Raw genomic sequence first — 24,294 nt, 5'->3', positions numbered from 1 at the left:
TCGCTCACGCTGCCTTGTCTTCGAACTGCGCGTAGCCAGACTTCTCCAGCTCCAGCGCCAGTTCCTTGCCGCCGCTCTTGACGACCCGGCCCTTTGACATGACGTGGACGAAATCCGGCACGATGTAATTCAGCAGACGCTGATAATGGGTGATGACGACCATCGCGCGATCCTTCGAACGCAGCGCGTTGACACCGTCAGCGGCGACACGCAGCGCGTCGATGTCGAGCCCCGAATCCATCTCGTCGAGGATGCACAGGCTCGGCTGGAACAGCGCCATCTGAAGCACCTCGTTGCGCTTCTTCTCACCGCCGGAGAAGCCGACGTTGACGCCGCGCTTGAGCATATCGATCGGAACGTTGAGCGACTTGGCGATCTCGCGAACCTTTTTGAGAAATTCAGGCGCCATCAGCTCCGTCTCGCCGCGCGCCTTGCGCTGCGCATTGAGCGCCGTATGCAGGAAATTCATTGTGGTGACGCCGGGAATTTCCACCGGATACTGGAACGCGAGGAACACGCCCTTGGCGGCGCGCTCGTCGGGATCCATCTCAAGCAAGTCTTCGCCCTTGAACAGGATTTCGCCGGCGGTCACGTCATAACCCGGCTTGCCGGCGATGACATGGCTCAGCGTCGACTTGCCGGAGCCGTTCGGGCCCATGATGGCGTGAATTTCGCCCGGGTTCACGGTGAGGTCGAGACCATGAAGAATCTCGTTATCTTCCACCTGAACCTTGAGGCCTTTGACTTCGAGTAACGCGGTCATCCAACACTTCCTTCCAGCGAGATCGAGATCAGCTTCTGCGCCTCGACCGCAAATTCCATCGGCAATTGCTGCAACACGTCCTTGACGAAGCCGTTGACGACCAGCGCCACCGCTTCTTCCTGGCTCAGTCCGCGCTGCACGCAATAGAACAGCATGTCTTCGGAAATCTTCGACGTCGTCGCCTCGTGCTCGAACAGCGCCGACGAGTTCTTGGCTTCGATATACGGCACGGTGTGCGCGCCGCACTTGTCGCCGATCAGCAGCGAATCGCACGCGGTGAAGTTGCGCGCGCCCGTCGCCTTGCGATGTGCGGTGACGAGGCCGCGATAGGTGTTCTGCGACACGCCGGCGGCGATGCCCTTCGAGATGATACGGCTGGTCGTGTTCTTGCCCAGATGGATCATCTTGGTGCCGGAATCGACCTGCTGGAAGCCGTTCGAAATCGCGATCGAATAGAACTCGCCGCGCGAATTGTCGCCGCGCAGGATGCAGCTCGGATACTTCCAGGTGATCGCGGAGCCGGTTTCGACCTGTGTCCACGAAATCTTGGAGTTCTTGCCGCGGCAATCGCCACGCTTGGTGACGAAGTTGTAGATGCCGCCCTTGCCTTCCGAGTTGCCCGGATACCAGTTCTGCACCGTCGAGTATTTGATCTCGGCGTCGTCATGGGTGACGAGCTCTACCACGGCAGCATGCAACTGGTTCTCGTCGCGCTGCGGAGCGGTGCAGCCCTCGAGGTAAGAAACGTAAGCGCCCTTGTCGGCGATGATCAGCGTACGCTCGAACTGGCCGGTGTTGCGCTCGTTGATGCGGAAATAGGTCGACAGCTCCATCGGGCATTTCACGCCCGGCGGCACGTAAACGAACGAGCCGTCGGAAAACACGGCAGAGTTCAGCGTCGCGAAATAGTTGTCGGAGGTCGGCACCACAGTGCCGAGATACTTCTTTACCAGATCGGGATGTTCGCGGATCGCTTCCGAGATCGGCATGAAGATCACACCAGCGGCCTTCAGCTCGGCCTGGAACGTCGTCGCGACAGACACCGAATCGAACACGGCATCGACCGCGACACGGCGCTCGCCTTCAGGACGCACGACGCCCGCCAGCATTTCCTGCTCGCGCAGCGGAATACCGAGCTTTTCGTAGGTCTTCAGAATTTCCGGATCGACCTCGTCGAGCGAGGCCAGCGCCTTCTTCTTCGGCGCGGAATAGTAATAGAGATCTTGGTAGTCGATCTTTGGATAATCGACGCGTGCCCAGGTCGGTTCTTCCATCGTCAGCCAGCGTCGGAACGCCTCCAGACGCCACTCGAGCATCCACGCAGGTTCGTTCTTCTTGGCGGAGATGAATCGGACAGTGTCTTCGGAAAGCCCTTTCGGAGCCTTCTCGGATTCAATGATGGTCTCGAATCCATAACGATATTGGTCGACGTCGATCTGGCGAACCCGATCAACCGTCTCTTGTACGGCCGGCATTTCAATCCTCCGCTCGCGGTTTCAAGGACCGCGGTGGACCGCTTAAGTTGTATGTAGCTTGAACACACGCACTGCGCGAATGTTAGAACCGTTCAAGCCCGATTTCATGAGCTTTACCTAATACACCTGAGAGCTTTCTCCAAGCCTCTAGGCACCGATCTATGTCCGCTTCTGTGCTGTCCCAGCCCAGGCTGAGGCGAATAGCTCCACGCAGAAGCGCCGGATCGACCTTCATCGCCTGGAGAACGTGGGAGGGCTGAACTTTCCCGGAGGAACAAGCCGACCCTGACGATACCGCGATGCCCTCGAGATCAAAACCAATGACCGCCGTTTCAGCTTTCAGCCCGGGGGCCGATACCAGCGTGGTATTCGGAAGTCTCGGCGCATTGTCCGAAAAAATCACGGTGCTCCGATTGTCCCTGAGGCCGTCTTCAAGGCGCACCTGAAGGGCTTTCACGCGCGCCGCGTCAACGTCCATGGAACCGGCTGCGGCTCTGACGGCAGCTCCAAAGCCCGCTATTCCGGCGACATTCTCGGTTCCGGCCCGGCGGCCCTGCTCCTGTCCGCCGCCACGCACCAGCGCATTCCATCCTTCCAGTCTGTCGGCGACGACAACCGCCCCGACGCCCTTGGGGCCGCCGATCTTGTGCGCAGAAACCGTGAGAATATCCACGCCGAGCGCCTTGATATTGATTGGTATTTTTAGAAATGCCTGAACCGCATCGACATGCAGGATGCCCCCGGCCTCATGAACCAGCGCCGCGACCTGGGGAACCGGCTGGATCGCCCCGGTCTCGTTGTTCGCCAGCATGACCGAAACCAGAGCCGGCGGGCCATTCGCGAGCAAAGCTGCCAGACTCTCCAGGTCGATCACACCCGAGGGGAGCACCGGCGCACTCCCGATAGCGTTGGGTGCGAATCGTCCTCCCGCGAGTACCGACGGATGCTCGATGGCCGAGACAATCAGCCGCTGCACCGGCCCTCGGCCGCCTCGGCGCAGCCCAGGCGTCAGCGCCAGCATGTTCGCCTCAGTGCCGCCGGACGTGAAGACAACATTCCGCAGATCCGCGCCGACGGCGGCAGCGACCGCTCCGCGCGCGTCCTCGATAAGCTTCCGGGCGGCACGGCCCTCGCTGTGCACGGACGACGGATTGCCGCTGACGTCGAATGCAGCCGTCATCGCCGCGCGGGCTTCCGGCCGCAACGGCGTGGTGGCATTCCAGTCGAGATAGACGCGATCACGCATAACGTCTGACGATCCAGTCCGGTCCGAAGGGCGCTCTACCGCACAATCGCATGAAAATAATCAGCAATCCGGACCTCCTAGATAGTTCCTGCAGGCTCAATATGCTTGCTTTTTGCCCCTTGCCCCATGCTAGAACGCGGCAGCCGTTCATCGCGCGTACCGCGCGCCCTGACAACATTCGAGAGACATATCGTTGCTTAAGGCCAGCCGGCCCGCACAACGACGCTTCAAAGGAACTTTGATGCCTGAGGTCATTTTCACCGGCCCTGCCGGCCGTCTTGAAGGCCGCTACCACCCGGCGAAGCAGAAGAACGCGCCGATCGCCATGGTGCTGCATCCGCACCCGCAGTTCCAGGGCAATATGAACCACCCGATCGTGTATCAGGTCTATTACGCGTTCGTAGCGCGCGGGTTCTCGGTGCTGCGATTCAATTTCCGCGGCGTTGGCCGCAGCCAGGGACAATTCGATCACGGCACCGGCGAGTTGTCGGATGCCGCATCCGCGCTCGACTGGGCACAGACCATCAATCCCGAAGCGCGTGCCTGCTGGGTTGCCGGCTTCTCGTTCGGCGCCTGGATCGGCATGCAGCTTCTGATGCGCCGTCCCGAAGTCGAAGGCTTCATCTCGATCGCGCCGGAGCCCAATCGCTACGACTTCTCGTTCCTCGCGCCCTGCCCGTCGTCCGGGCTGATCGTCCATGGCGACAAGGACATCGTCGCTCCTGCGAAAGACGTCACGACGCTGGTCGAGAAGCTTAAGACGCAAAAGGGAATCGTGATCGATCAGCAGGTCATTCCCGGCGCCAACCATTTCTTCGTCGACAAGATGGAGCCGCTGATGGAGTCGGTGACGTCCTATCTCGACATGCGGCTCGCCAACGTCCGCTGAACATTCAGCCTCTCGATACAAAAATGGCGCGGACAGCATCCGCGCCATTTTCATTTACTGGACCTGCGCCTTTAAGCAGCAGCACGCCGGTCCAGTTGGGAAAGATATGACTTGTGCTTCTTCATGAAGGCACGCAGCAACTCGGGATATTCGACGCTCACAGCCCCGGCCACCGACGGACGCTCGCGCAGACTTTTGCGCCAGCGCGCAATCTTCGGCTTGTCGGCGAGAATACCGAAGTCGCCGATCTGATCGATCGTATCGAAATAGCGGAATACCGGCGCGAACACCGCATCGACCAGCGAGAACTGATCGCCATCGAACCACGGACTCGCGACAAGCCGCGCTTCAAGACGTGCGAACTTCTCGGTGGCCTGCTTCACCTTGACGTTGAACGCCGCCTCGTCTGGGACTGTTTCCAGTCCCCAGATGTCGCCCAGCACCGCCGAGCCGAACTCCATCCACGCACGATGTTCTGCCCGGGTCAGTGCATCCTTCGGATGCAGCAGTTTGGGCTGGGTTTCCTCGAGATATTCGAGAATGACGGCGGATTCGAAAACCACCTTGTCGCCAACCTGAAGCACCGGCACCTTGCCGAGCGGCGAAATCTTCAGAAACCAGTCGGGCTTGTTGTCGAGATCGATATCGATCCGCTCGAACGGCACACCCTTCTCCGTCAGGGAGATCACCGCACGCTGGACGTAGGGGCAGAGCTTATGGCTGATAAGCTTGAGTTTCTCGGTCATGTCATTTTCCTCCACTCATGCGAGCATGGTGGCGGTCGGTCGCTTTCAACATCCGAGGTTATCTGACGCATGTAGCGCCAAACGCCATCACGAATGATTTGAACTGCGAAAATAAGCTCGGCGACCAGCATCGCGATTCCCTTCCATGCACCTGCATTAAATTAAATGCAGGCGCATGAAATTGTCAAGGTCCATGCAAGTGCATGAAGTCACGGTTTCGCGAGAACACCACCCGTGAGAGGCACTGCCACTCCGGTCGTTCCCGGAAAGGTCAGCGGCAACCCTTTGAGACTGCGAACAGCCATGTAGGCGAAGGCCTGGGCCTCGATGGCATCTCCGGACCATCCGAGTTCGTGACCACGCGTGACAGCGGCGGGCGCCAGTCGCTCGTTCAGCGCCCGCATCAGGGTCGGATTGCTCGCGCCGCCGCCAACCACAATCCAGTCTGCGGGAACCTGAGGCAGCATCGGCGTGATCGCCGCGATCGAAGCCGCCGTGAAAGCGGTCAGGGTCGCCGCTCCGTCCTCCGTGCTCATACCGTCGACGGTCAGTGCGGCAAAGTCATTTCGATCGAGTGACTTCGGCGGCGGCGCAGTGAAGAACGGACGGCTTGATGCTTTTGCGATCCATGCACCATCGGGCCTCCCCTTGGCCGCAGTGCGCCCATCGCGGTCCACCGCTTCGCCTGTCCTGCGCAGCATGAAGTCGTCCAGCAGCGCATTACCGGGGCCGGTGTCGCACGCGATCAATGTCTCGCGGTCAATGTAGGTGATGTTGGCAACGCCGCCGACGTTCACGACCACTGTCGGAGCTGAACGGCCAAGCATCCGCACCAAGGCGCTGTGATACACCGGCACCAGCGGCGCACCCTGCCCACCCGCAGCGACGTCAGCGGCACGAAGATCGAAAACGACCGGTATTCCGAGCGCTTTCGCAAGCTCGTTGCCGTCGCCGATCTGCACGGTCAGTTTCTGTTCGGGACGGTGCAGAACTGTCTGCCCATGAAAACCAACGACATCGATGTCGCCGCGAGACAACTTGTTCGTTCGCAGGAAATCTTCCACCGCAGCGGCATGCGCGCGTGTCACCAATTGCTCGGCGTCAGCCAGCTTGCCGGGACGCGCGTTGCGTTGGGTAACAGAGACAGCGTCGGCGAGCGCCTGCCTCAGCAGATTCCGCTCGCCGTCGGCATAGGCGCGATAACCGGTCGGGCCGAATGCACCGATACGCTCACCGTCAGTCTCAATCAGCGCGACGTCGACCCCATCGAGGGACGTGCCGCTCATCAACCCGATCGCCTTCAGCAACGACTCACCTCCGGGCAGAAATGCCCTTATTTACGCGTATTTCCAGTCCAGGCGATGCAGACTTTGCCGAATACGCTTGGTTGAATCCAACACCGGACCTGATACACCACAGGCCCAAATAAACGCTAAATAGCTGAATCTTTAAAGAGTGCCGCCATGAGCGCCTACACGTCCGATTTCCTTAACGTCCTTCAGACCCGGGGCTTCATCCATCAGATATCGGATGCCGCTGGTCTCGACGCGCTTGCCGCCAAGGGCGATGTGACGGCCTATATCGGATACGACTGCACGGCATCGTCCCTGCACGTCGGGCACCTGCTTTCGATCATGATGCTGCACTGGCTTCAGCAGACCGGCAACAAACCCATCGTCCTGATGGGTGGCGGTACCACACGCGTGGGCGACCCCTCCGGCCGCGACGAGACGCGCAAGCTTCTGACCTACGAGCAGATCGACGCCAATAAGGAAAGCATCAAGGGAACCTTTACGAAGCTTATCAAGTTCGGCGCGGGCAAAACCGATGCGGCGATGGCCGACAATGCGGAATGGCTGACGGCGCTCAACTACATCGAGATGCTTCGCGACGTTGGCCGGCATTTCTCCATCAATCGCATGCTGACCATGGACTCGGTGAGGATGCGGCTCGAGCGCGAGCAGGAACTGTCGTTCATCGAATTCAACTACATGATCCTGCAATCGTACGATTTCGTCGAACTGTCGCGGCGTTACGGCTGCAACCTGCAGATGGGCGGCTCCGACCAGTGGGGCAACATCGTCAACGGCATCGACCTCGGCCGCCGCATGGGCACGCATCAACTCTACGCACTGACCTGTCCGCTGCTGACAACATCATCGGGCGCCAAGATGGGCAAGACCGCCGCCGGCGCTGTCTGGCTCAATGGCGACCTTCTCAGCGACTACGACTACTGGCAGTTCTGGCGCAACACCGAGGATGGCGACGTCGAGCGCTTCCTGAAGCTGTTCACTCTCCTGCCGATGGACGAGATTGCGAAACTCGCAGCGCTCAAGGGCCAGGAAATCAACGAAGCCAAGAAAGTGCTCGCGACCGAAGCGACGGCGCTCATTCGCGGTCGCGAAGCGGCGGATGCTGCCTCCGAGACCGCGCGCAAGACCTTCGAGGAAGGCGCCATCGCCAGCGATCTGCCGACGCTGGAAATCTCGCGCGCCGAACTGGATGCCAGCGCGCCGGTGCTCGGGCTGTTCGTCAAGGCAGGCCTTGTGGCGTCCAACGGCGAAGCGCGGCGTCAGATCAAGGGCGGCGGCCTGCGTGTCAACGATGTCGCGATCGTCGATGAAAAGATGGTCCTGACACCGAAGGAGCTGACGCCGGAAGGCGTGATCAAGCTCTCGATGGGCCGCAAGAAGCATGTGCTGCTCAAGCCGGTCTAGGAATCCGGCGGGCGCCTAATCCTGGCGCTGCATCGTCATCATGGTTGCTGACATGGTGGCGATGAGTTTCTCCCGTTCGTCGTCGCTGGCATAAGCATGGCCTTCCGAGACGACCAGCGTGCGCCCGGGCTTCACAACCTTGCCGACAAAGCGGAACGTTTGCCCTCTGGCGGGAGCCAGAAGGTTGATCTTGAACTCGACGGTGAGAATGTCCGCTGTTGCAGGCATGAGCGTATAGGACGCCAGACCGCACGCAGTGTCGAGCCCCGCAGAAACGATCCCGCCGTGCAGGAAACCATTCTGCTGCGAGAATCTCATGTCATACGGCATCCGCAGCTCAAGCGTTCCCGGCCCGACCCTGAACAAGGTTATTCCAAGCGTGGTCAACGCCGGTTGACCCGCGAACGTCCTTCGGACACGCGCCTCAAAATCGGGATCCTGAACCTGAAATGCGGTCACTGCTGATGCGGCGTCGTAAAGTCGGTGGGAACACCCTGCCGGCCGGTGTTGAAATCGAAGATCTTGCGGAACACACCGGGGGCCATTGCCGAAATCGGATTGACCCGGAGAACCGGGGCTCCGGGCGTTCCGACAACTTCGTAGGTGATGCCAATCAGGCCTTCATTGCTGCCGCCGCCGAGAAACAGTCCGACGATGGGAATCTGCCCGAACATGTTGTTCAGGCCATAGAGCGGAACGAAGGTCCCACTCATCTTCACCTGATTGACTGGATAATCTATGAGACCTTCGATGGTCGCACCGATTGTCGGGCCGCGAAGCACGCCATCCTTGACCCGCAACTGACCGCTCTGACGGGTAAACTCGGCGCGCATGCCGGAGAACCCGACGCCCTGCGAATTCGCGCCCGGCGCGTTCGCGACCGCGCGATCGAGCGCGGCTTCACCCTTGATCGTGAAGTCGCGGACGTTCAGCAATCCTTCCTGGGGTGACGTATCCGATGTCGGCGGATCGACCGCCACCCACATCTTGCCGCCATTCATTTTCGCATAGGTGTCGGTGAAACGGAAAAACGCTCCTGCGTCGTTCGTCTCGAGATACATCACATCGCGCCCCTGCGCCCGCCCGCGCAGATCGCCGATCACGGGCGTATCGCGTCCCAGTTTGCCATTGAGTGAAAACGCTCTGATCGCGCCGCCGCGGCGCGTGAGCTTCAGGTCAATGCTGCGAACCGCCTCGCCATAGAACCCCGCGAGCGCGCCAAGCTTGGCATCGATATCGATGTCAAAATTCTTGGATTTTTCCTTGGCGTTCTGATCCCTGCCCGACATCGCACTCTTGATGAAACCACGGCCATCGAACACTTCGCCGCGCATTGTCACCTTGAGCATTCCGTCCGGCTGGCGCTCGGCCTTCAGGCTTGCCTTGTCGCCCTCCGACGGAGCAAAGGTCGGGAAGGATGCATTGACGAGGTCGTTCTTCTCGTCGATTTCCAGCGAGCCCTTGATGGACGTGCCGTTGCCCTCGACGACGATATCCTCGAAGCGAGTGCCCTGAGGTTTCTGAACGACGTTGAAAGTCATCTTGGTGGTTTTGCCGGCGACCTTGGTCCAGCCCGGCAGCAGATTGTCAATCCGCGCCGCGGTCAGGTCCGCTTCGACGCCGAAGCGGTTGTCTCGATTGTCGCCCTCGCCGCCCGCAATCTTTCCGGTCAGCTTGATGGGAATGGCGCCGCTCAGGCTCTGTCCCAGATCGACGCCAAGGCGTGCACGCGCCGCATCGTCGAGCGTCGCCGAAACGCGCACATCGGCATCGCCTTCGTTGTTCTTGCGATAGTCGAGAGCCGCCGGCTGCCCGCCGATCTTGACGTCGCCTCTTACCCGATAACCCTGATTGTCTGCGACAACCTTGAGTGAGCTTGCTTCGAGCTTCTGGTTCATCGCAAGCTTGTCGACGGCCAGCGCGCCAAGGTCGAGATTGATCGAATAGGTGGTGTCAGCCTTGGTCAATGCGTTCTTCAAAGGCATCGCAAGCGTGACGATCGCGGACACCGTTCCCTTGCTCGAATTGGGATCGATGACCGTGTCGCCGACATCGCGCAACCGATCCGATTGCAGAATCTCGGCAGCTGCCGGAACCGGTCCATCAACGCGGAAGCGGACCTTGGTTGGCGCAGGCTTCGGCGCAAGATCCGGCACCTCGAATGTGAGATCGGAAATGTTCAACCGTCTTCCGGCCGGCGTATCGACCGCGCCCTGTCCGACATTGATGTTGACGGTGCGGCCGCTGACACGGCCCTTCATGTCGCCATCACGAACGAGCGGCAGATCGTCAACCGGGCGAATGGTGAGACCGGTCGCCAGAAAATTCACCGACAGGCCATCGTCCGGAATTGGCGGGCCACCGCGCACGAGCGTATGGACCGGCGCATTCACGGCAACATCGAGCCGCTGGACCGTCCCCCGATCCACCCGCTCCGTGATCCATTCACGCACTTCCGGCACGATCAGGACGGGCCAGATGCGCTTCAGCACGGCGACAGGCATCGGCGTCGCCGCCATGCCCAGCCTCAAACGCGCATCGCCGGAATAATCGAGGCTGCCCGATCCAGCGATGCCTATCTCGCCGTTGCTGATATCGCACTGGGTCAAGAGCACACGCCGGTTTTCAGTATCGAACCGTAGTCGGACGGCGATGCGGTTGAAGATCGAGGGCGCTTCTCCGTCGTTACCGGCAAGCAGAATGGTTCCTCCGCTCAAGCCTAGCTGCCAGTTCGGTATGCTGTCGTTGGGAGGCTCGAGATGCGCGAGTAACGTGATGCGATTGGCGCCCGAGTTCACATGAAATGGCGCCACCATGACGCGGCGCCCGGCATCCCATTCGACGCGCGCGTCTGCGTGGTCGATCATCATCGGATAGTCCGGTACGTTAAGATCGACGATCGTGCCTTTGCCGGCGACGATCTCGCCCCGGAAGTAGGTTGGAAGCCCGTCGCGGCCTATTTCGCCTTTGAACTCGCCGCTGAGCGGCATGTCCGCCGCATAGGTAAAGTCCTTCAGCCGGGCGGCGAGCAGCAGATTGTTGGTCGGGACCTTGTTTGCGCTAATATCGATCGAGCGGACACCGTTCGACGGCGCTCCGACAGCGACCTTCAGCTCCCAGCCATTCTTGCCTTCCTCGCCGACACTGAAGGCCGCGCCGCCGCCATGAGGCCGCCGCAGGCTGAGGCTGATGTTCTTGAAATTGAGAACGCCTCCATTGCGCTGATCCTCGACGGTCAGCACACCATTGCGCAATCCGATTTCGTTGAGGCTCTGACCGTCAAGCCCTTTGGCGCTGAGACTGTCCAGCCACTCAAGCGCGGCGAGCAGCCCCCCTGTACCATTCGAAGCAGCGGCCGATGTGGCCGGAACCGTGGACGGCGCCGGCGATGCCTGGAATGGTAGCGGCGGCGGGGCGGAAACGGCTTGAGGCTCGGGCTTAACGGGGACCTTGCCGGTCGCGAGCGGACTGTTGCTTTGACCGGTTGAAACAATCACGCGTCCGTCGGGTGTGATCCTGACGGCAAGCTCGGCTCCAACAAGGCGAAGCGTCTCGGCGCGCAAGCGCCCCATCAGCAGCGCCGTACCGGACAGTCTCACTTCGGCTTTTGGAGCGCTCGCAACGATATTGCTTGCCCGATCCCGCACAACGATGTCGCGCAGCCGGACTGCAATCCTGATCCGTCCGGCACGCTCGATCTGCGTGCCTCCAACTTCCACGGTGTGGTCGCGGCCGATATTCTCCTCGATCGCCGATGCCAACCACGGCGTGACGATATCAAGATTGACCGGGCCGGTGCCAAGCCGCAGCCACAACGCTCCAAAGCCCGCGGCGAATATGAGGCCGAGCGACATCAGGACGACGGCAGTGCGTCCGATCCACACCCTGCCTGCGATCCTGCGGCGCAGTCCGCGAAACCAGTCCGTGAGGCGATGGATTCCGATGCTTGGCCGATTGAGGAGCTTGATCGCCCGATCACACGCCGCATCGTCATGGTGATTCCATCCGGAATCATCCCAATGCCGGTGCTCGTCTGCAGCCTTCGCGAAGGCTTTCTTGGGCTCTGATCTCGGCATTGCCTCTCGGTGTCGATAGTCAGCCTGGTCGAGCCGCCGGGCGTCAAAGCGTCAAATTGGAGACTCGCTCCGTCGATGTGCTGCCAGACTAAAAGCCCGGTCTTAGTTTTCTGTATCGTCCGCTATTCGGCCGCCGCCGTGGGAAAGTCGTTAATTCTGTATGCTGGTTATTCACCATACCTCGGGGACGTCAGATTTGCCCAGCCGAAGAAGGCGGCTTTAATGATCCGGTTGCGAGTCTCGCGAATCCCAAAATACCCCGCTGAAAGCGACGAAAGGAAGGCGTATGTCCAAGAAAACGCGTAAGAAATCGTCCAAATCGACATTAAGGCCCAACGGCGGAAAAGCTAAGACCGCCAAGCGGGCCCCCTCCAAAAAGGCGGGTGCAGCCGCCACCCGGAAAGTAGCAAAGAAAGCCAAGGCGAAAACCGGGGCGGCACGACGCCCCGCGACAAAAAAGACCTCAGCCGCTGCCTCCAAGCGTTCCCGCCCGAAGCGGGCGCCTGCGAGGAAGACCCCAGATCCCGTCCTCCGCAATGCCGGGGCCCTCGCCGAGGGGCAGCTGGCGCCGGCGTTTTCGCTGCCGCGCGACGGCGGAGGATCCGTATCGCTCGCGGACTACAGCGGGCGCAAACTGGTGATCTTCTTCTATCCCCGCGCCGACACGCCGGGATGCACCCTTGAGGCTATTGCCTTCAGCCGGCTCGCCAATGCCTTCGCCGAAACACGGACTGCCGTTCTTGGCGTTTCGGCCGACCCGATCGCCGCACAGGAGAAGTTTCGCGAAAAGCATGAACTGACAGTTCCGCTGGTGTCGGATGAAAAACTCGGAATGCTGACGGCCTATGGCGTCTGGGGCGAAAAATCGATGTATGGCAAGACGTTCATGGGGATTTCTCGGACAACGGTTCTGATTGATGGCGATAGCCGGATCGTCAAAATCTGGCGCAATGTGAAAGTCGATGGCCATGCCGACGAGGTCCTCGCGGCGGCTCGCCTCGCCTAGGAATCCCATTCCGTTTCCCGAAAATTAACCATGAACGGTTCAAATCGGTGCCTGTAATTGAGCCGTCCGGAGCAGTTTTCGGTCGGTGCGGGAGTACCGATGTCGAGCCGTTCCGCCCACTATTCCGAGCATCCGCAACACCACCACGGGCATGATCATGCAAGGGCGCCTCAGCGGCGCCCGGCGCATGGTCATCACCGCCCCGACCGCAATGGCTACACCATTGTTCATCACGGCAAGGCCGTGCGGTTCGGACCGGTCGTGTTCTGGATCGTGGCCGGATCCATCGTCATCATGGGCGCGTGGTCGGCGGCGACGGCCACCTATTTTGCCTTCCGCGACGATGTTCTGACCCGCCTGATCGCCCGCCAGGCGGAGATGCAGTACGCCTACGAGGACCGCATTGCGGAGTTACGTGCGCGCGTCGATCGCACCACCAGCCGTCAGCTCCTCGATCAGGAACAGTACGACCAGAAGCTCAACCAGATCATGCGGCGGCAGGCGTTGCTGGAGCAGCGTGCCGCAGCGCTCAATGCAATGCCGGATACCGCCCCTACCGGTTCGATCAAGCCGGCGGCGCGCGGACCGCAGTCGACCGACGCCGGCGCGACCACACGAATGCCCAAACCGTCGCCGATCAACGATACGGTCATCTTCGTTACACCGCCCGACCGCGAAGCGCGGCTTGAATCCCGAACGCCACCGGCTGCCCGCCCGCGCACCGAATTTGCCAAGGCTAGCGGTGTCGACAACGTCCTGTCGAACCTGCAGACCGCACTCGACAAGGTCGAAGGACGTCAGACCGCGACCCTGAACTCCGTCGAGGAAGGTTATGAATCGCGGATGCGCCGGATGCGCAGCGTGATTACAGATCTCGGTCTCGATATGGCGCAGCTCGAGGCTGCAACTCCCAAGGGTGGAATGGGCGGACCGTTCATACCGGTGAAACCGCCGTCAACCGCCGAGGCATTTGAACGCCAGCTTTACCGCATCAACCTGACGCGTGCGCAGGTCGATAGACTCACCCGTACCCTGTCGCTTGTGCCTTATCGCAAGCCGGTTGTCGGCAATGTCGAATTCTCATCCGGATTCGGCGTGCGCAGTGATCCCTTCCTCGGTCGCCCCGCGATGCACAGCGGACTGGACTTTCGCGCTTCCACCGGCGATCCGGTTCGCGCCACCGCGAACGGCAAGGTTGTCAATGCGGGATGGAGCGGCGGTTATGGCCGCATGGTGGAGATAGATCACGGCAACGGCCTGTCGACGCGTTACGGACATCTGTCGGTTATCAACGTCAAGGTTGGCGAGCGGATCGCAATCGGCCAGGTGATTGGCGAAGTTGGCTCCACCGGGCGATCCACCGGCCCTCACCTGCATTATGAAACACGGATCGATGGCGATGCGGTGGACCCGCAGAAGTTTCTCCGTGCCGGTGTCCGCCTCAGTCAGGGATAGATCGGGCTCGATTTATCCTGACCGGCCGAACACACGGAAAACGCGCCCATCGATCACCAGCAAAGCGCTTGCGATAACAAGTGCGCCGACAATTTCGCGGGCTTCAATTCTTTCGTCGAGGAAGAAGTAACCGAGCAGGATTGCGCTGATCGGAACGAGAAGCGTCACAAGCATCACATTGCTGGCGCCCGAACGCTCGATAATCTGAAAGAAGAGAATAAACGCGAGCGCGGTAGAGAGCGACGCCAGTCCGAGAACCGCCAGCCATGTGGTCAGTCCCGGTATCTGTAACTGCCATGGCCGATCAAAGATGCTCGCCAGAACGAGCATCATCAAGGCCCCTGAAAGCAATTGAAAGGTCGCGGCTCCGATGGGCGGAGCACCGCCCAGTTTGCGCCTCGCCCACAGGGCGGAGAAACCGAAACAGGTCGTAGCACCAAGGCAGAGCGCGATGCCGATGCTCTGCCGCGAACTGATGTCGAATTCATATCCTTTCAGGATAGCAACGCCGCACAGACCGAGCAGCACTCCGGCAACACGCCGCAGGATCAGCCTCTCCTCGCCGAACGCCGCAGCTACCAGAACGGTGAAAACCGGAGTAGTGGCATTCACCACCGCCGCCATGCCGCTTGGGATGTAGGTTTGGCCCATCACAAGCAGAGAAAACGGCATGACATTGTTGATCAGTGCCATCACCGCGTAAGGCCACCATCCCGCTATGCCCGCCGGAAACGGGATGCGGTTGGCCCAGAGCACGGGCAGAAGGATCAGGGTCGCGACCGACAGACGAATGAAAACCAGCGTGAGCGGCGGCAATTCCTTCAAAGCCACGCCGGTAAAGAAGAACGTGCCGCCCCAGAGAACCGACAGAAAGATCAGCCGCGACCAGTCGCGCTCATCCATCCGCAGGTCGGTTTCGGGAAGTCTTTCCTGGACCACAGCCATGGCAAAGCCATACGCGGAGGCCCGGGGCTAAACCACCCGTTTCGCGACAACCCGGTTCTGCGTTTAATCCACGTCCTCGATGGCGCCCGGCGTAGTGCCGAAGGCCTTCTGGGCCAGCGTCGCCGCCATGAAGTCATCGAGATCGCCGTCGAGCACGCCGGACGTGTCGGAGGTCTGCACACCGGTGCGCAGATCCTTCACCATCTGATACGGCTGCAGCACGTACGATCGAATTTGATGGCCCCAGCCGATATCGGTCTTGGCAGCCTGATCGGCAGCGGCCTTCTCTTCGCGCTTCTTCAGTTCGATTTCATAAAGCCGCGCGCGCAGCATGTCCCAAGCTTGCGCCCTGTTCTTGTGTTGCGAACGACCGGCCTGACAAACCACGGCAACACCGGTCGGAATATGCGTCAGCCGCACCGCGGATTCGGTTTTGTTGACGTGCTGGCCGCCAGCGCCGCCCGAACGCATCGTATCGGTGCGCACGTCCGATTCCTTGATATCGATCTTGATGCTGTCATCGACCACCGGGAAAATGGCAACGCTTGAGAACGACGTGTGCCGCCGCGCATTGGAATCGAACGGCGATATCCGCACCAGCCGATGCACGCCTGCCTCGGTCTTTAGCCAGCCATAGGCATTGTGGCCGCTGATCTGGATTGTCGCGGATTTGATACCGGCTTCTTCGCCTTCGGTCTCTTCAAGGTATTCGACCTTGAACCCATGCTTCTCCGCCCAGCGCGTGTACATACGCAGCAGCATCGAGGCCCAGTCCTGGCTCTCGGTGCCGCCGGCGCCGGCGTGGACTTCGAGGTACGTATTGAATCTGTCGGCTTCACCGGACAACAGCGCTTCCAGCTCCTGCTTCGCGACGTCCTTTTTCAAAGCCTTCAGCGCGTTCTCGGCTTCCAGGACGACGCTCTCGTCCTTCTCGGACTCACCAAGCTCGATCATGCCGGTCTGGTCTTCGAGTTCCCGCTCGATCTTGCCGATGCCGGTGAGTTGATTCTCGAGCGAGGTCCGCTCCTGCATCAGCTTCTGGGCTTTCTGCGGATCGTTCCAGAGATTGGGATCTTCGGCGAGAGCGTTCAGTTCGGCGAGACGAGCCGTGGCAGCATCAACGTCAAAGATGCCTCCTCAGCAGCCCGACTGACTGCTTGATCTCTTCAACAAGGCGTTCGATTTCAGGACGCATGACAATTCCAGCTTGCGGCAAGACCGCGATTCAAAGGACGTGAGGGATGTAACGGCTGACGGTGAGCAGCGCAACTTTATCAGGTTGCGCTAGTACAGGCCGCCGGTCCCCGGCCGGAAGATGGCCCGGTCTGCATCCGGCGAAACGCCCGGTGAGCGCCCGTCTGCGTCGGCCACGCCGATAACCGAGTAGTTGTCGGGCGGCGCTGTTCCGGGCTTGAAGGCTTCGAGGATGGTCCGGCCGCTGTCACCCGGCCCGGCGCGCATGCCGCTCTTGGCATCGACGCGAATCAGCTTGATACCTGCAGGCACGCGGAAGGGCACAGCAGGCTTGTCGGCAAGCGCCAGCTTCATGAAGTCTTTGACGACCGGCGCTGCAAGATGTCCGCCGGTGCCGCCTCGGCCGAGATTTCGCGGCTTGTCGTAGCCGATGTAGACGCCGACCACGAGATCGGGCGAGAAACCGATGAACCAGGCGTCCTTCTCGTCGTTGGTCGTGCCGGTCTTGCCGGCGATCGGCTTGCCGACTTCACGCAGGACGGTGGCGGTGCCGCTTTGCACGACGCCTTCCATCATCGACGTGATCTGATAGGCGGTCATGGAATCCAGAACCTGCTCACGGCGGTCGACCAGCGAAGGCTCTGGCTGGTTCTTCCAGCCCTCGCCGGCATCGCAGCCGCGACACTCACGCTGATCGTGCTTGAAGATGGTGTGACCGTAGCGATCCTGAATGCGATCTATCAGCGTCGGCTTCACGCGCTTGCCGCCGTTGGCAAACATCGAATAGGCGGTGACCATGCGCATCACCGTCGTTTCGCCTGCGCCAAGCGCGTAGGACAGATAGTTCGGCAACTCGTCATAGATGCCGAAGCGCTTGGCGTACTCGCCGATCAGCGGCATGCCGACGTCCTGCGCGAGACGCACCGTCACCGTGTTCAGCGACCGGATCAGCGCGTTCCTCAACGTGGTCGGCCCGTAGTACTTGCCGGTGGAGTAGTTTTCCGGACGCCAGACACCCGCGCCCTGCCCTTGATCGATTTCGATCGGTGCGTCCACAACGACGGTCGACGGCGTGTAGCCGTTGTCCATCGCGGTCGAATACACGATCGGCTTGAAGGACGAGCCCGGCTGGCGATACGCCTGCGTCGCGCGGTTGAACTGGCTCTGGTCGAACGAGAAGCCGCCGACCATGGCCACGACGCGGCCGGTCCACGGATCCATCGCAACCATCGCGCCGGAGACTTCAGGCACCTGACGCAGCCGGTACTGCCCTTCGACCTTGTTGCCGTCCTTGTCGAGGAGTGGATCGACATAGATCACGTCGCCGGGTGCAATTACCTGCGTCACCGCGGTCGGCGTCTTGAAGCGTGTCGGACCAGCCGCTGCCTTCGCCCACCTGACGCCGTCCAGCGAGATCAATCCGGTTTCGCGAGTCTTGGAGACCGCGCCGCCAAGCTCACGGCCGGGTTGAAAGCCGATACGGGCCGATTGGTCGCTGGTCTCAAGCACCACGGCCATCCGCCACGGCGAAATATCGGAGAGCGATTTGACCTCAGCCAGTTTCACGCCCCAGTCGCCGCCGAGATCGATCTTGTGCGGCGCGCCGCGCCAGCCCTGCGCTTCGTCGAACTTGACCAGCCCGGCCACCATCGCCTTGCGGGCCATGATCTGAAGCTTGGGATCGAGCGAGGTGCGCACCGAAAGGCCGCCTTCATAGAGCTTCTTCTCGCCGTAGCGCTCGAAGATGTCGCGGCGGACTTCTTCAGCGAAATACTCGCCCGCGAAAATATGCGCTGCGTTGGAACGCGATGTCACCACCAGCGGCTCCTTGCGGGCGGCAACGGCATCGGCCTGCTTGATCCAGCCGTTTTCCGCCAACCGGTCGATGACGTAGTTGCGGCGTTCGATGGCGCGGTCACGGTTGCGGACCGGATGAAGGCTCGAGGGCGCCTTCGGCAACGCTGCCAGATAGGCGGCTTCTGCGATGGTGAGTTCGTTGACTGACTTGTCGAAATAGACAAGCGATGCAGCCGCAATGCCGTAGGCGCTGAGGCCGAGATAGATTTCGTTGAGATAGAGCTCGAGAATCTTGTCCTTGGTGTAGGTGCGCTCGATGCGCATCGCCAGCAAGGCTTCCTTGATCTTGCGGTTGAACGAAACTTCGTTGGTCAGAAGGAAGTTCTTCGCAACCTGCTGCGTGATCGTCGACGCCCCCTGCGGGCGGCGGTTTGACCCGTAGTTCTGCGCGTAGAGAACCGCGGCGCGGGCCATGCCGGTGAAGTCGATGCCGCCGTGCTCGTAGAAATTCTTGTCTTCCGCAGCCAGGAACGCATTGATGACAGGCTTCGGAATCGCCTGGATCGGCAGATACAGCCGGCGCTCCTTGGAGTATTCACCGAGCAGCGAGCCGTCGGCGGCGTGAACACGCGTCATCACCGCAGGTTCGTAGTCCTGCAACTGCGAATAGTCCGGCAGGTCCTTCGAAAAGTGCCAGATCGCTCCAGCGACTGCGGCAACACCGACAAGGAATACGATCGTGCCAGCCGCAAACAGAAAGCCCATGAACCGCAGTAGCAAGCGCATCGTCAGTATCCGTCTTTAAACATCTGGCGCGATCACCCGAGGCGCACGACCGGGCTTCCAAACCGAACTATACCATCCGCTATCCGTGCGTGGATCGATTCTGGTCTCTTCCTGGCCCAATTTTCTATAGAGCCGCCGCTGTGGCCAAACTAGGGCCTCGGCAGCAATTACCCTGCGAATTCAATCTGAACGGGCTTAATTGGAAGGACCCGTGGAAACCACGCGCTTTCCGAAAAATGCGTCAACGGCTTGGGCGACGGAACCGACAGTGCGGGACCGCCAGCTTTCGGAGACCAGATGCTGGAGATCATCCTTGTTGGAGACGTAGCCGAGTTCGACCAGCACAGACGGAACGTCGTGCGCCTTCAGGACCTTGAACCCCGCTGATTTCAGCGGGTGCTTGTGCATGCGGGCGACGCTCTTCATCTCGTTTACGAGGGTACGGGCGAAGCGATTTGAAAACGTTCGAGTCTCTCGCTGGGTCAATTCGATCAGGATATCGGCCACTTCCGCCGGCTCCTCGGTCAAGTTGATGCCCGCGATGGCGTCCGCTTTGTTCTCGGCCTCGGCAAGTTTCTCGGCCTCCGCATCGGAGGCGCGCTCCGACAGCGTATAGACGGTCGCGCCCTGGGCATCGCCCTCCCGCTTGGGCAAGGCATCGGCGTGAATGGAAACAAATAACGCCGCCGTATTGGCGCGGGCGATCTTCACCCGTTCCCCGAGAGGAACGAAGGTGTCGTCGTCACGCGTCATCACGACGCGAAACTTGCCGCCCTTCTCGATCCGATCCCGCAGCGCCTTGGCGAAATCCAGCACCAGCATCTTTTCGCTTTCGCCGGTAGCTGCCTGTGTGCCGTTGTCGACGCCGCCATGGCCGGGGTCGATCACGATGACCGGACGGGAATCGGTGACCTTTGCGGCCTTGGTCGTACCCGTCGTTTCAACTGCGGCGCCACTGGCATCGGCGACGATTGCCGGACGCAACTGCACTTTGTCCGCGCCCGGAGACGACGCCTTGAACGCCGATCGTTCAACCGCGGCCAGTTCGACCACGAGGCGCGCCGGCTGCCCGTTCGCCGGATCGATGACGTAGGTCTTTTCAATCCTGGCTGGACCGGTCAGGTCGAAAACCACCCGCGATCCCCCCGGCATCACAAGGCCGTAGCGAAAAGCGCGGATCAAACCTCGTCCTTCCTTTCCCACACCGGCGGGGAGATTGAAGGTGACCTGCGGAATATCGACGACGACACGATACGGATCACCGAGCACAAACGCCCGGGCATCAACCTTGCGGTCGAGGTCGAGAATAAAACGGGTCTGCTTGTCGTCGCCCGCCACGCGCACGTCGGAGGCGATTGGAAAGGCGGCCGCAACCGCTGGCTGCGGTGGCTGAGATTCGACTGCGATCGCCTCGGGAATCGGCAGGCACAGAAATGCTGCGGCGCACACCTGCGCAACCACCCGAAATGCGCGATAATTCATGTGGCTCGTCAACGAATCCGCAGCCTCCGGACACCTCATACCGCAATAGAACCGCGCAGTTAACGGCTCCTTACCGAGCGCGCGACGATTACCCGAGTGTGTTGCAGCGCTGTGACGCTTCCCTTGCCAGAAACGACCATTCGACGTATGTAGGAGAGGCTGACGGTTTAAACTTGCGGTTGTGTCGCGTTCAGCTTCCCGGTGCAGCGCCAGTTCCTCGTATTCAATCAGAGGTTCCAGCGTACCTTCCGACCCTCCACAGCCAGCGCAGCGCGCGGCTGATACGGAACGGCGGTTACCAGCCCGAGCGGCTAATTTCATAACCGGCGACCGTTGCCGCAAGGCAGCGGACCATCGAGAGCCAGCGCGCGCACCTTGCGCCGCGTTTGGCACTGCCAGCAGCAAAACCGCTGGCAACGTCGGCGGCAGGATACGGCGGCGCCTTTGCCGCCACATTGAATTAGACGGGCCGACGCTTGATGCGCCAGACTCTATTGCCGAACGGGATCAGTCAGAAGATCCCATCGACGCCAGCATCGATACGACGCGAATCTTTTCCGCGTCGCGTTTCGCTGACGTTGCGATCGGCACGGTGCCTCGGGCGGCGTTTTGGCCTTCCCCTCACCCCCGAATCAGGTGGACCGTTACGTGACCCGGCTACGCGCCATGCGCTGGCCGCCGAACGCACCGTTCGCCGTCAAGAGCTCAAAAATGCCCAACAAAATGTTGATCGATGCGACCCATCCGGAAGAGACCCGGGTGGTCGTGGTCCGCGGCAATCGCGTCGAGGAATTTGATTTCGAGTCTGCCCAGCGCAAGCAACTGCGCGGCAACATCTATCTCGCCAAGGTCACGCGCGTCGAACCGTCGCTGCAAGCCGCGTTTATCGAATACGGCGGCAATCGCCACGGCTTTCTGGCCTTCAGCGAAATTCATCCCGACTATTATCAGATCCCGGTTGCAGACCGTCAGGCGCTGATCGAGGCCGACGAACGCGCGCACCGCGAAGCCGAAGAAGAATCGGAAAACCGTTCCAGCCGCCGGCGCTCCCGCCATCGCAACTCCCGCCGCCGCGACCGTGGCGAGCGCGTGCAGAGCGAGATCATCGAGGGCGCAAGCCCCGAGATCGACACGCAGCCGCACGCGGATACCTCGCAGGTCGGCGATCATGCACCGGATCACGATCACGATGACATGCATCACGATCATGACCACCAGCATGATGGCGTACATCACGCCGAACACGATCATCAGCCCGGTGAGGCTCGTGACGTTGCGGCCCTCCCGGCCGGAAACGAGAGTCACGACGAGCATCATGCCGACGCCGCGCCAGTCGCCGCATCGCAGGAACTTCCGGCTCAGGAATCGTCCGCGCCGGTCGTCGCTCAGGACGACCATGCCCATGACGATCATTCCCACGATCACGCGCACGATGATCATGAGCATGACGATCATCAGCACGAGCACTATGCCCACGATGAGGCCCATGAGGCGCCTATCGCTCCTCACGACGATGACGAACACCACGCAGACGATGCGGATGACGACGACGAAGACGGTGAGGATGCCGAAGAGGAAGTCGTCGAGTCGGTCGGCGGCGACGACGTGCTGGAAGAAGTGCCGGAACGTGCCTTCCGCCCGCGCCGCCAGTACAAGATTCAGGAAGTCATCAAGCGCCGCCAGGTGATGCTGGTTCAGGTCGTGAAGGAAGAGCGTGGCAACAAGGGCGCCGCGCTGACCACCTATCTCTCGCTTGCCGGCCGCTATGCCGTGCTGATGCCCAACACCGCACGCGGCGGCGGTATCAGCCGCAAGATCACCTCGGCTCAGGATCGCTCGCGCCTGAAGGACGTGGTCCAGGATCTCGATGTGCCGGAAGGCATGGGGATCATCCTGCGCACCGCTGGCGCGTCCCGCACCAAGCCGGAGATCAAGCGCGACTTCGAATACCTGATCCGGATGTGGGAAACGGTCCGCGACACCACTTTAAAGTCGCAGGCTCCTACCCTCGTTTACGAGGAAGGCTCGCTGATCAAGCGCTCGCTACGCGACCTCTACAACAAGGAAATCGACGAGGTCCTTGTTGCCGGCGAGTCCGGCTTCACCGAGGCCCGCGACTTCATGAAGATGCTGATGCCGAGCAACGTTCGCGCGGTGAAACAGTATCGCGACGGCCAGCCGCTGTTCTCACGCATGGGCGTCGAGAGCCAGCTCGATGCGATGTTCTCTCCGACGGTGACGCTACGTTCCGGTGGATACATCGTCATCAATCAGACCGAAGCGCTGGTCTCCATCGACGTGAACTCCGGCCGCTCAACCCGCGAGCACCACATCGAGGACACAGCGCTCAAGACCAATCTCGAAGCCGCCGAGGAAGTTGCACGCCAGTTGCGTCTGCGCGATCTGGCGGGTCTCATCGTGATCGACTTCATCGACATGGATGAGAAGCGCAACAACCGCGCGGTCGAGCGCAAGCTGAGCGACTGCCTGCGGCAGGATCGCGCCCGCATCCAGGTCGGACGCATCTCGCATTTCGGCCTGCTCGAGATGTCGCGCCAGCGCATCCGCGCCAGCGTGCTGGAAAGCTCCACCGAGCCCTGCCCGCATTGCGGCGGAACCGGTCATGTCCGCTCGGTCTCGTCCGTTGCGCTGCAATTGCTGCGCGGCCTCGAAGAAACCCTGATGAAGGGACCGACACACAATCTGACGGTTCGCACCCGCACCGATGTTGCGCTCTACGTCCTCAATCACAAGCGCGGGCATCTGCGCGATCTCGAAAGCAGCTTCAAGGTCACGCTCGCGGTCATCGCGGATGCAACGATCAGCGGGCAGCAGTCTTACGTGATCGATCGCGGCGAAGCCGTTCATACGCTTGAAGCCGCCAAAGCTATCCTTGCAGCGCAGCTCGCCGCATCCCCGGCCCCGGTCGAGGACACCTACGATTACGAGGATGACGAAACCTTCGAAGCCGAGGCCGAGTTTGAAGGTGATGATGAGGACAGCGCAGAAGCGCAATCCGCCGACGCAGCTCCTGCCGCCGAAGGCGAAGAAGGTCCGCGCCGCAAGCGCCGCCGCCGCAGGCGTGGCCGTGGTGGAGAAGCGCGCGATGGCGCACAGGCAGCCGACCGCGGCGATGCGACCAACATCGCGTCGCAGGATGACGCCATCGGCGAAGCCAGCGACGGCGACGAAGGCGACGACGAGCAGGACGATCAGAACGGAGAACCGCGCGCCGAGCAGAACGCGAATGGCGAACGCCGCCCGCGCCGCCGCGGACGCCGCGGTGGACGCCGTCGGCGTGGTGGCAATGACCTGAGCGGTGCAGAAGGTGCTCAGCCGGGCGAAGGACAGGTATCGACGATTGCCGACGACCTGGGACCGCCGCCGGAATCCGAATCTGCCGAAGCTGTCGCCGATCTGTCCGCACCGGCAGAGCCGGTCCGCGAGGAGCATCCTGCACCGGTTCCGGCTCCGCAACCTGAACCGGTAGCGCAGTACAACGCGCCTCCGGAAGAAACCGAGGCAGCTCCACGCAAGCGCTCGACCGTCCGCGAGAAAGTCAGCTTCTTCTTCGGTGAGACGCCGAAGGAGCCGGAGCCCGCTCCTGTTCAAACGCCGACATCGGCACCTTCGACTGAACCGGCGCCATCTCAACCGCAACCCGAGACCGCCCAGCCGCGCCGCGCGGGCTGGTGGTCGCGCCGCGGCGAGTAACGG

General features: G+C 61.2%; 16 protein-coding genes. 5 read left to right on the top strand and 11 right to left on the bottom strand.

Translation table 11 applies throughout. The features are described 5' to 3' along the window. Positions 1–4: 4 nt before the first annotated feature. The 3 genes from sufC to I554_RS0116415 form a co-directional block, all read right to left on the bottom strand. Positions 5–763 carry a Fe-S cluster assembly ATPase SufC gene (gene sufC, locus I554_RS0116425; protein ID WP_024577574.1) on the bottom strand — a complete coding sequence of 253 codons (759 nt, stop codon included), beginning with the start codon at positions 761–763 and terminating at the stop codon, positions 5–7. Beyond that, positions 760–2,238 (bottom strand): Fe-S cluster assembly protein SufB, encoded by a 1,479-nt coding sequence (gene sufB, locus I554_RS0116420; RefSeq protein ID WP_024577573.1) that lies wholly within the window; start codon positions 2,236–2,238, stop codon positions 760–762. The genes sufC and sufB overlap by 4 nt, the downstream gene beginning before the upstream one ends. 82 nt (positions 2,239–2,320) lie before the next feature. Further along, complete coding sequence (locus I554_RS0116415; RefSeq protein ID WP_024577572.1) at positions 2,321–3,484, bottom strand: cysteine desulfurase family protein; 1,164 nt, start codon at positions 3,482–3,484, stop codon at positions 2,321–2,323. A gap of 241 nt (positions 3,485–3,725) precedes the next feature. On the opposite strand from I554_RS0116415, the gene I554_RS0116410 reads away from it, so the two are divergent. Continuing rightward, positions 3,726–4,373 (top strand): alpha/beta hydrolase, encoded by a 648-nt coding sequence (locus tag I554_RS0116410; RefSeq protein WP_006020406.1) that lies wholly within the window; start codon positions 3,726–3,728, stop codon positions 4,371–4,373. A gap of 71 nt (positions 4,374–4,444) precedes the next feature. Here I554_RS0116410 and I554_RS0116405 read toward each other — a convergent pair whose 3' ends face one another. Beyond that, positions 4,445–5,119 (bottom strand): glutathione S-transferase family protein, encoded by a 675-nt coding sequence (locus I554_RS0116405; protein WP_024577571.1) that lies wholly within the window; start codon positions 5,117–5,119, stop codon positions 4,445–4,447. A 209-nt stretch (positions 5,120–5,328) separates the two neighbouring features. Beyond that, on the bottom strand, positions 5,329–6,426 hold the full coding sequence (locus tag I554_RS0116400; RefSeq protein ID WP_024577570.1) for an anhydro-N-acetylmuramic acid kinase: 1,098 nt from the start codon (positions 6,424–6,426) through the stop codon (positions 5,329–5,331). Positions 6,427–6,582: 156 nt separating this feature from the next. On the opposite strand from I554_RS0116400, the gene tyrS reads away from it, so the two are divergent. Continuing rightward, a complete protein-coding gene (gene tyrS / locus I554_RS0116395) occupies positions 6,583–7,836 on the top strand; it encodes a tyrosine--tRNA ligase (protein WP_024577569.1) in 1,254 nt (417 codons plus the stop codon). 15 nt (positions 7,837–7,851) lie between these two features. Here tyrS and I554_RS0116390 read toward each other — a convergent pair whose 3' ends face one another. Together I554_RS0116390 and I554_RS0116385 are read right to left on the bottom strand one after the other, a co-directional pair. After that, positions 7,852–8,295: a PaaI family thioesterase gene (locus I554_RS0116390; protein ID WP_024577568.1), complete on the bottom strand. Its 444-nt coding sequence runs from the start codon at positions 8,293–8,295 to the stop codon at positions 7,852–7,854. Then, positions 8,292–11,912: a DUF3971 domain-containing protein gene (locus I554_RS0116385; protein WP_024577567.1), complete on the bottom strand. Its 3,621-nt coding sequence runs from the start codon at positions 11,910–11,912 to the stop codon at positions 8,292–8,294. Before I554_RS0116385 ends, I554_RS0116390 begins: the two co-directional genes overlap by 4 nt. A gap of 286 nt (positions 11,913–12,198) precedes the next feature. On the opposite strand from I554_RS0116385, the gene I554_RS26455 reads away from it, so the two are divergent. Next, the gene (locus I554_RS26455) at positions 12,199–12,918 is read left to right on the top strand and encodes a peroxiredoxin (protein WP_024577566.1); all 720 of its coding nucleotides are present in this window, start codon (positions 12,199–12,201) and stop codon (positions 12,916–12,918) included. Between the two features lie 99 nt (positions 12,919–13,017). Beyond that, the gene (locus I554_RS0116375; RefSeq protein ID WP_024577565.1) at positions 13,018–14,373 is read left to right on the top strand and encodes a peptidoglycan DD-metalloendopeptidase family protein; all 1,356 of its coding nucleotides are present in this window, start codon (positions 13,018–13,020) and stop codon (positions 14,371–14,373) included. A 12-nt stretch (positions 14,374–14,385) separates the two neighbouring features. On the opposite strand, the gene I554_RS0116370 is transcribed toward I554_RS0116375, so the two are convergent. The 4 genes from I554_RS0116370 to I554_RS0116355 all read right to left on the bottom strand — a co-directional run bounded on the left by I554_RS0116370 (position 14,386) and on the right by I554_RS0116355 (position 20,577). Further along, on the bottom strand, positions 14,386–15,318 hold the full coding sequence (locus tag I554_RS0116370; protein ID WP_024577564.1) for a DMT family transporter: 933 nt from the start codon (positions 15,316–15,318) through the stop codon (positions 14,386–14,388). A 63-nt stretch (positions 15,319–15,381) separates the two neighbouring features. After that, positions 15,382–16,513 (bottom strand): peptide chain release factor 2 gene (gene prfB, locus I554_RS0116365; protein WP_152527601.1). Its coding sequence is split into 2 segments (ribosomal slippage): positions 15,382–16,443 and positions 16,445–16,513, totalling 1,131 coding nucleotides; the frame shifts between segments, so codons are not numbered across the junction. An 89-nt stretch (positions 16,514–16,602) separates the two neighbouring features. Then, entirely contained in the window at positions 16,603–19,095 is a 2,493-nt protein-coding gene (locus I554_RS0116360; RefSeq protein ID WP_024577562.1) for a penicillin-binding protein 1A, read from the bottom strand. Positions 19,096–19,290: 195 nt separating this feature from the next. Continuing rightward, positions 19,291–20,577 (bottom strand): N-acetylmuramoyl-L-alanine amidase, encoded by a 1,287-nt coding sequence (locus I554_RS0116355; protein ID WP_024577561.1) that lies wholly within the window; start codon positions 20,575–20,577, stop codon positions 19,291–19,293. Between the two features lie 711 nt (positions 20,578–21,288). Between I554_RS0116355 and I554_RS0116345 the strand changes: the two genes are divergently transcribed. Further along, positions 21,289–24,291, top strand: coding sequence for a ribonuclease E/G (locus I554_RS0116345; protein ID WP_024577560.1), 3,003 nt, complete (start codon positions 21,289–21,291; stop codon positions 24,289–24,291). Positions 24,292–24,294: the final 3 nt, after the last annotated feature.

Source organism: Afipia sp. OHSU_II-C1 (assembly GCF_000497575.1).
GTDB lineage: Bacteria > Pseudomonadota > Alphaproteobacteria > Rhizobiales > Xanthobacteraceae > Afipia.
This window is presented reverse-complemented; position numbering and strand designations above follow the sequence as displayed.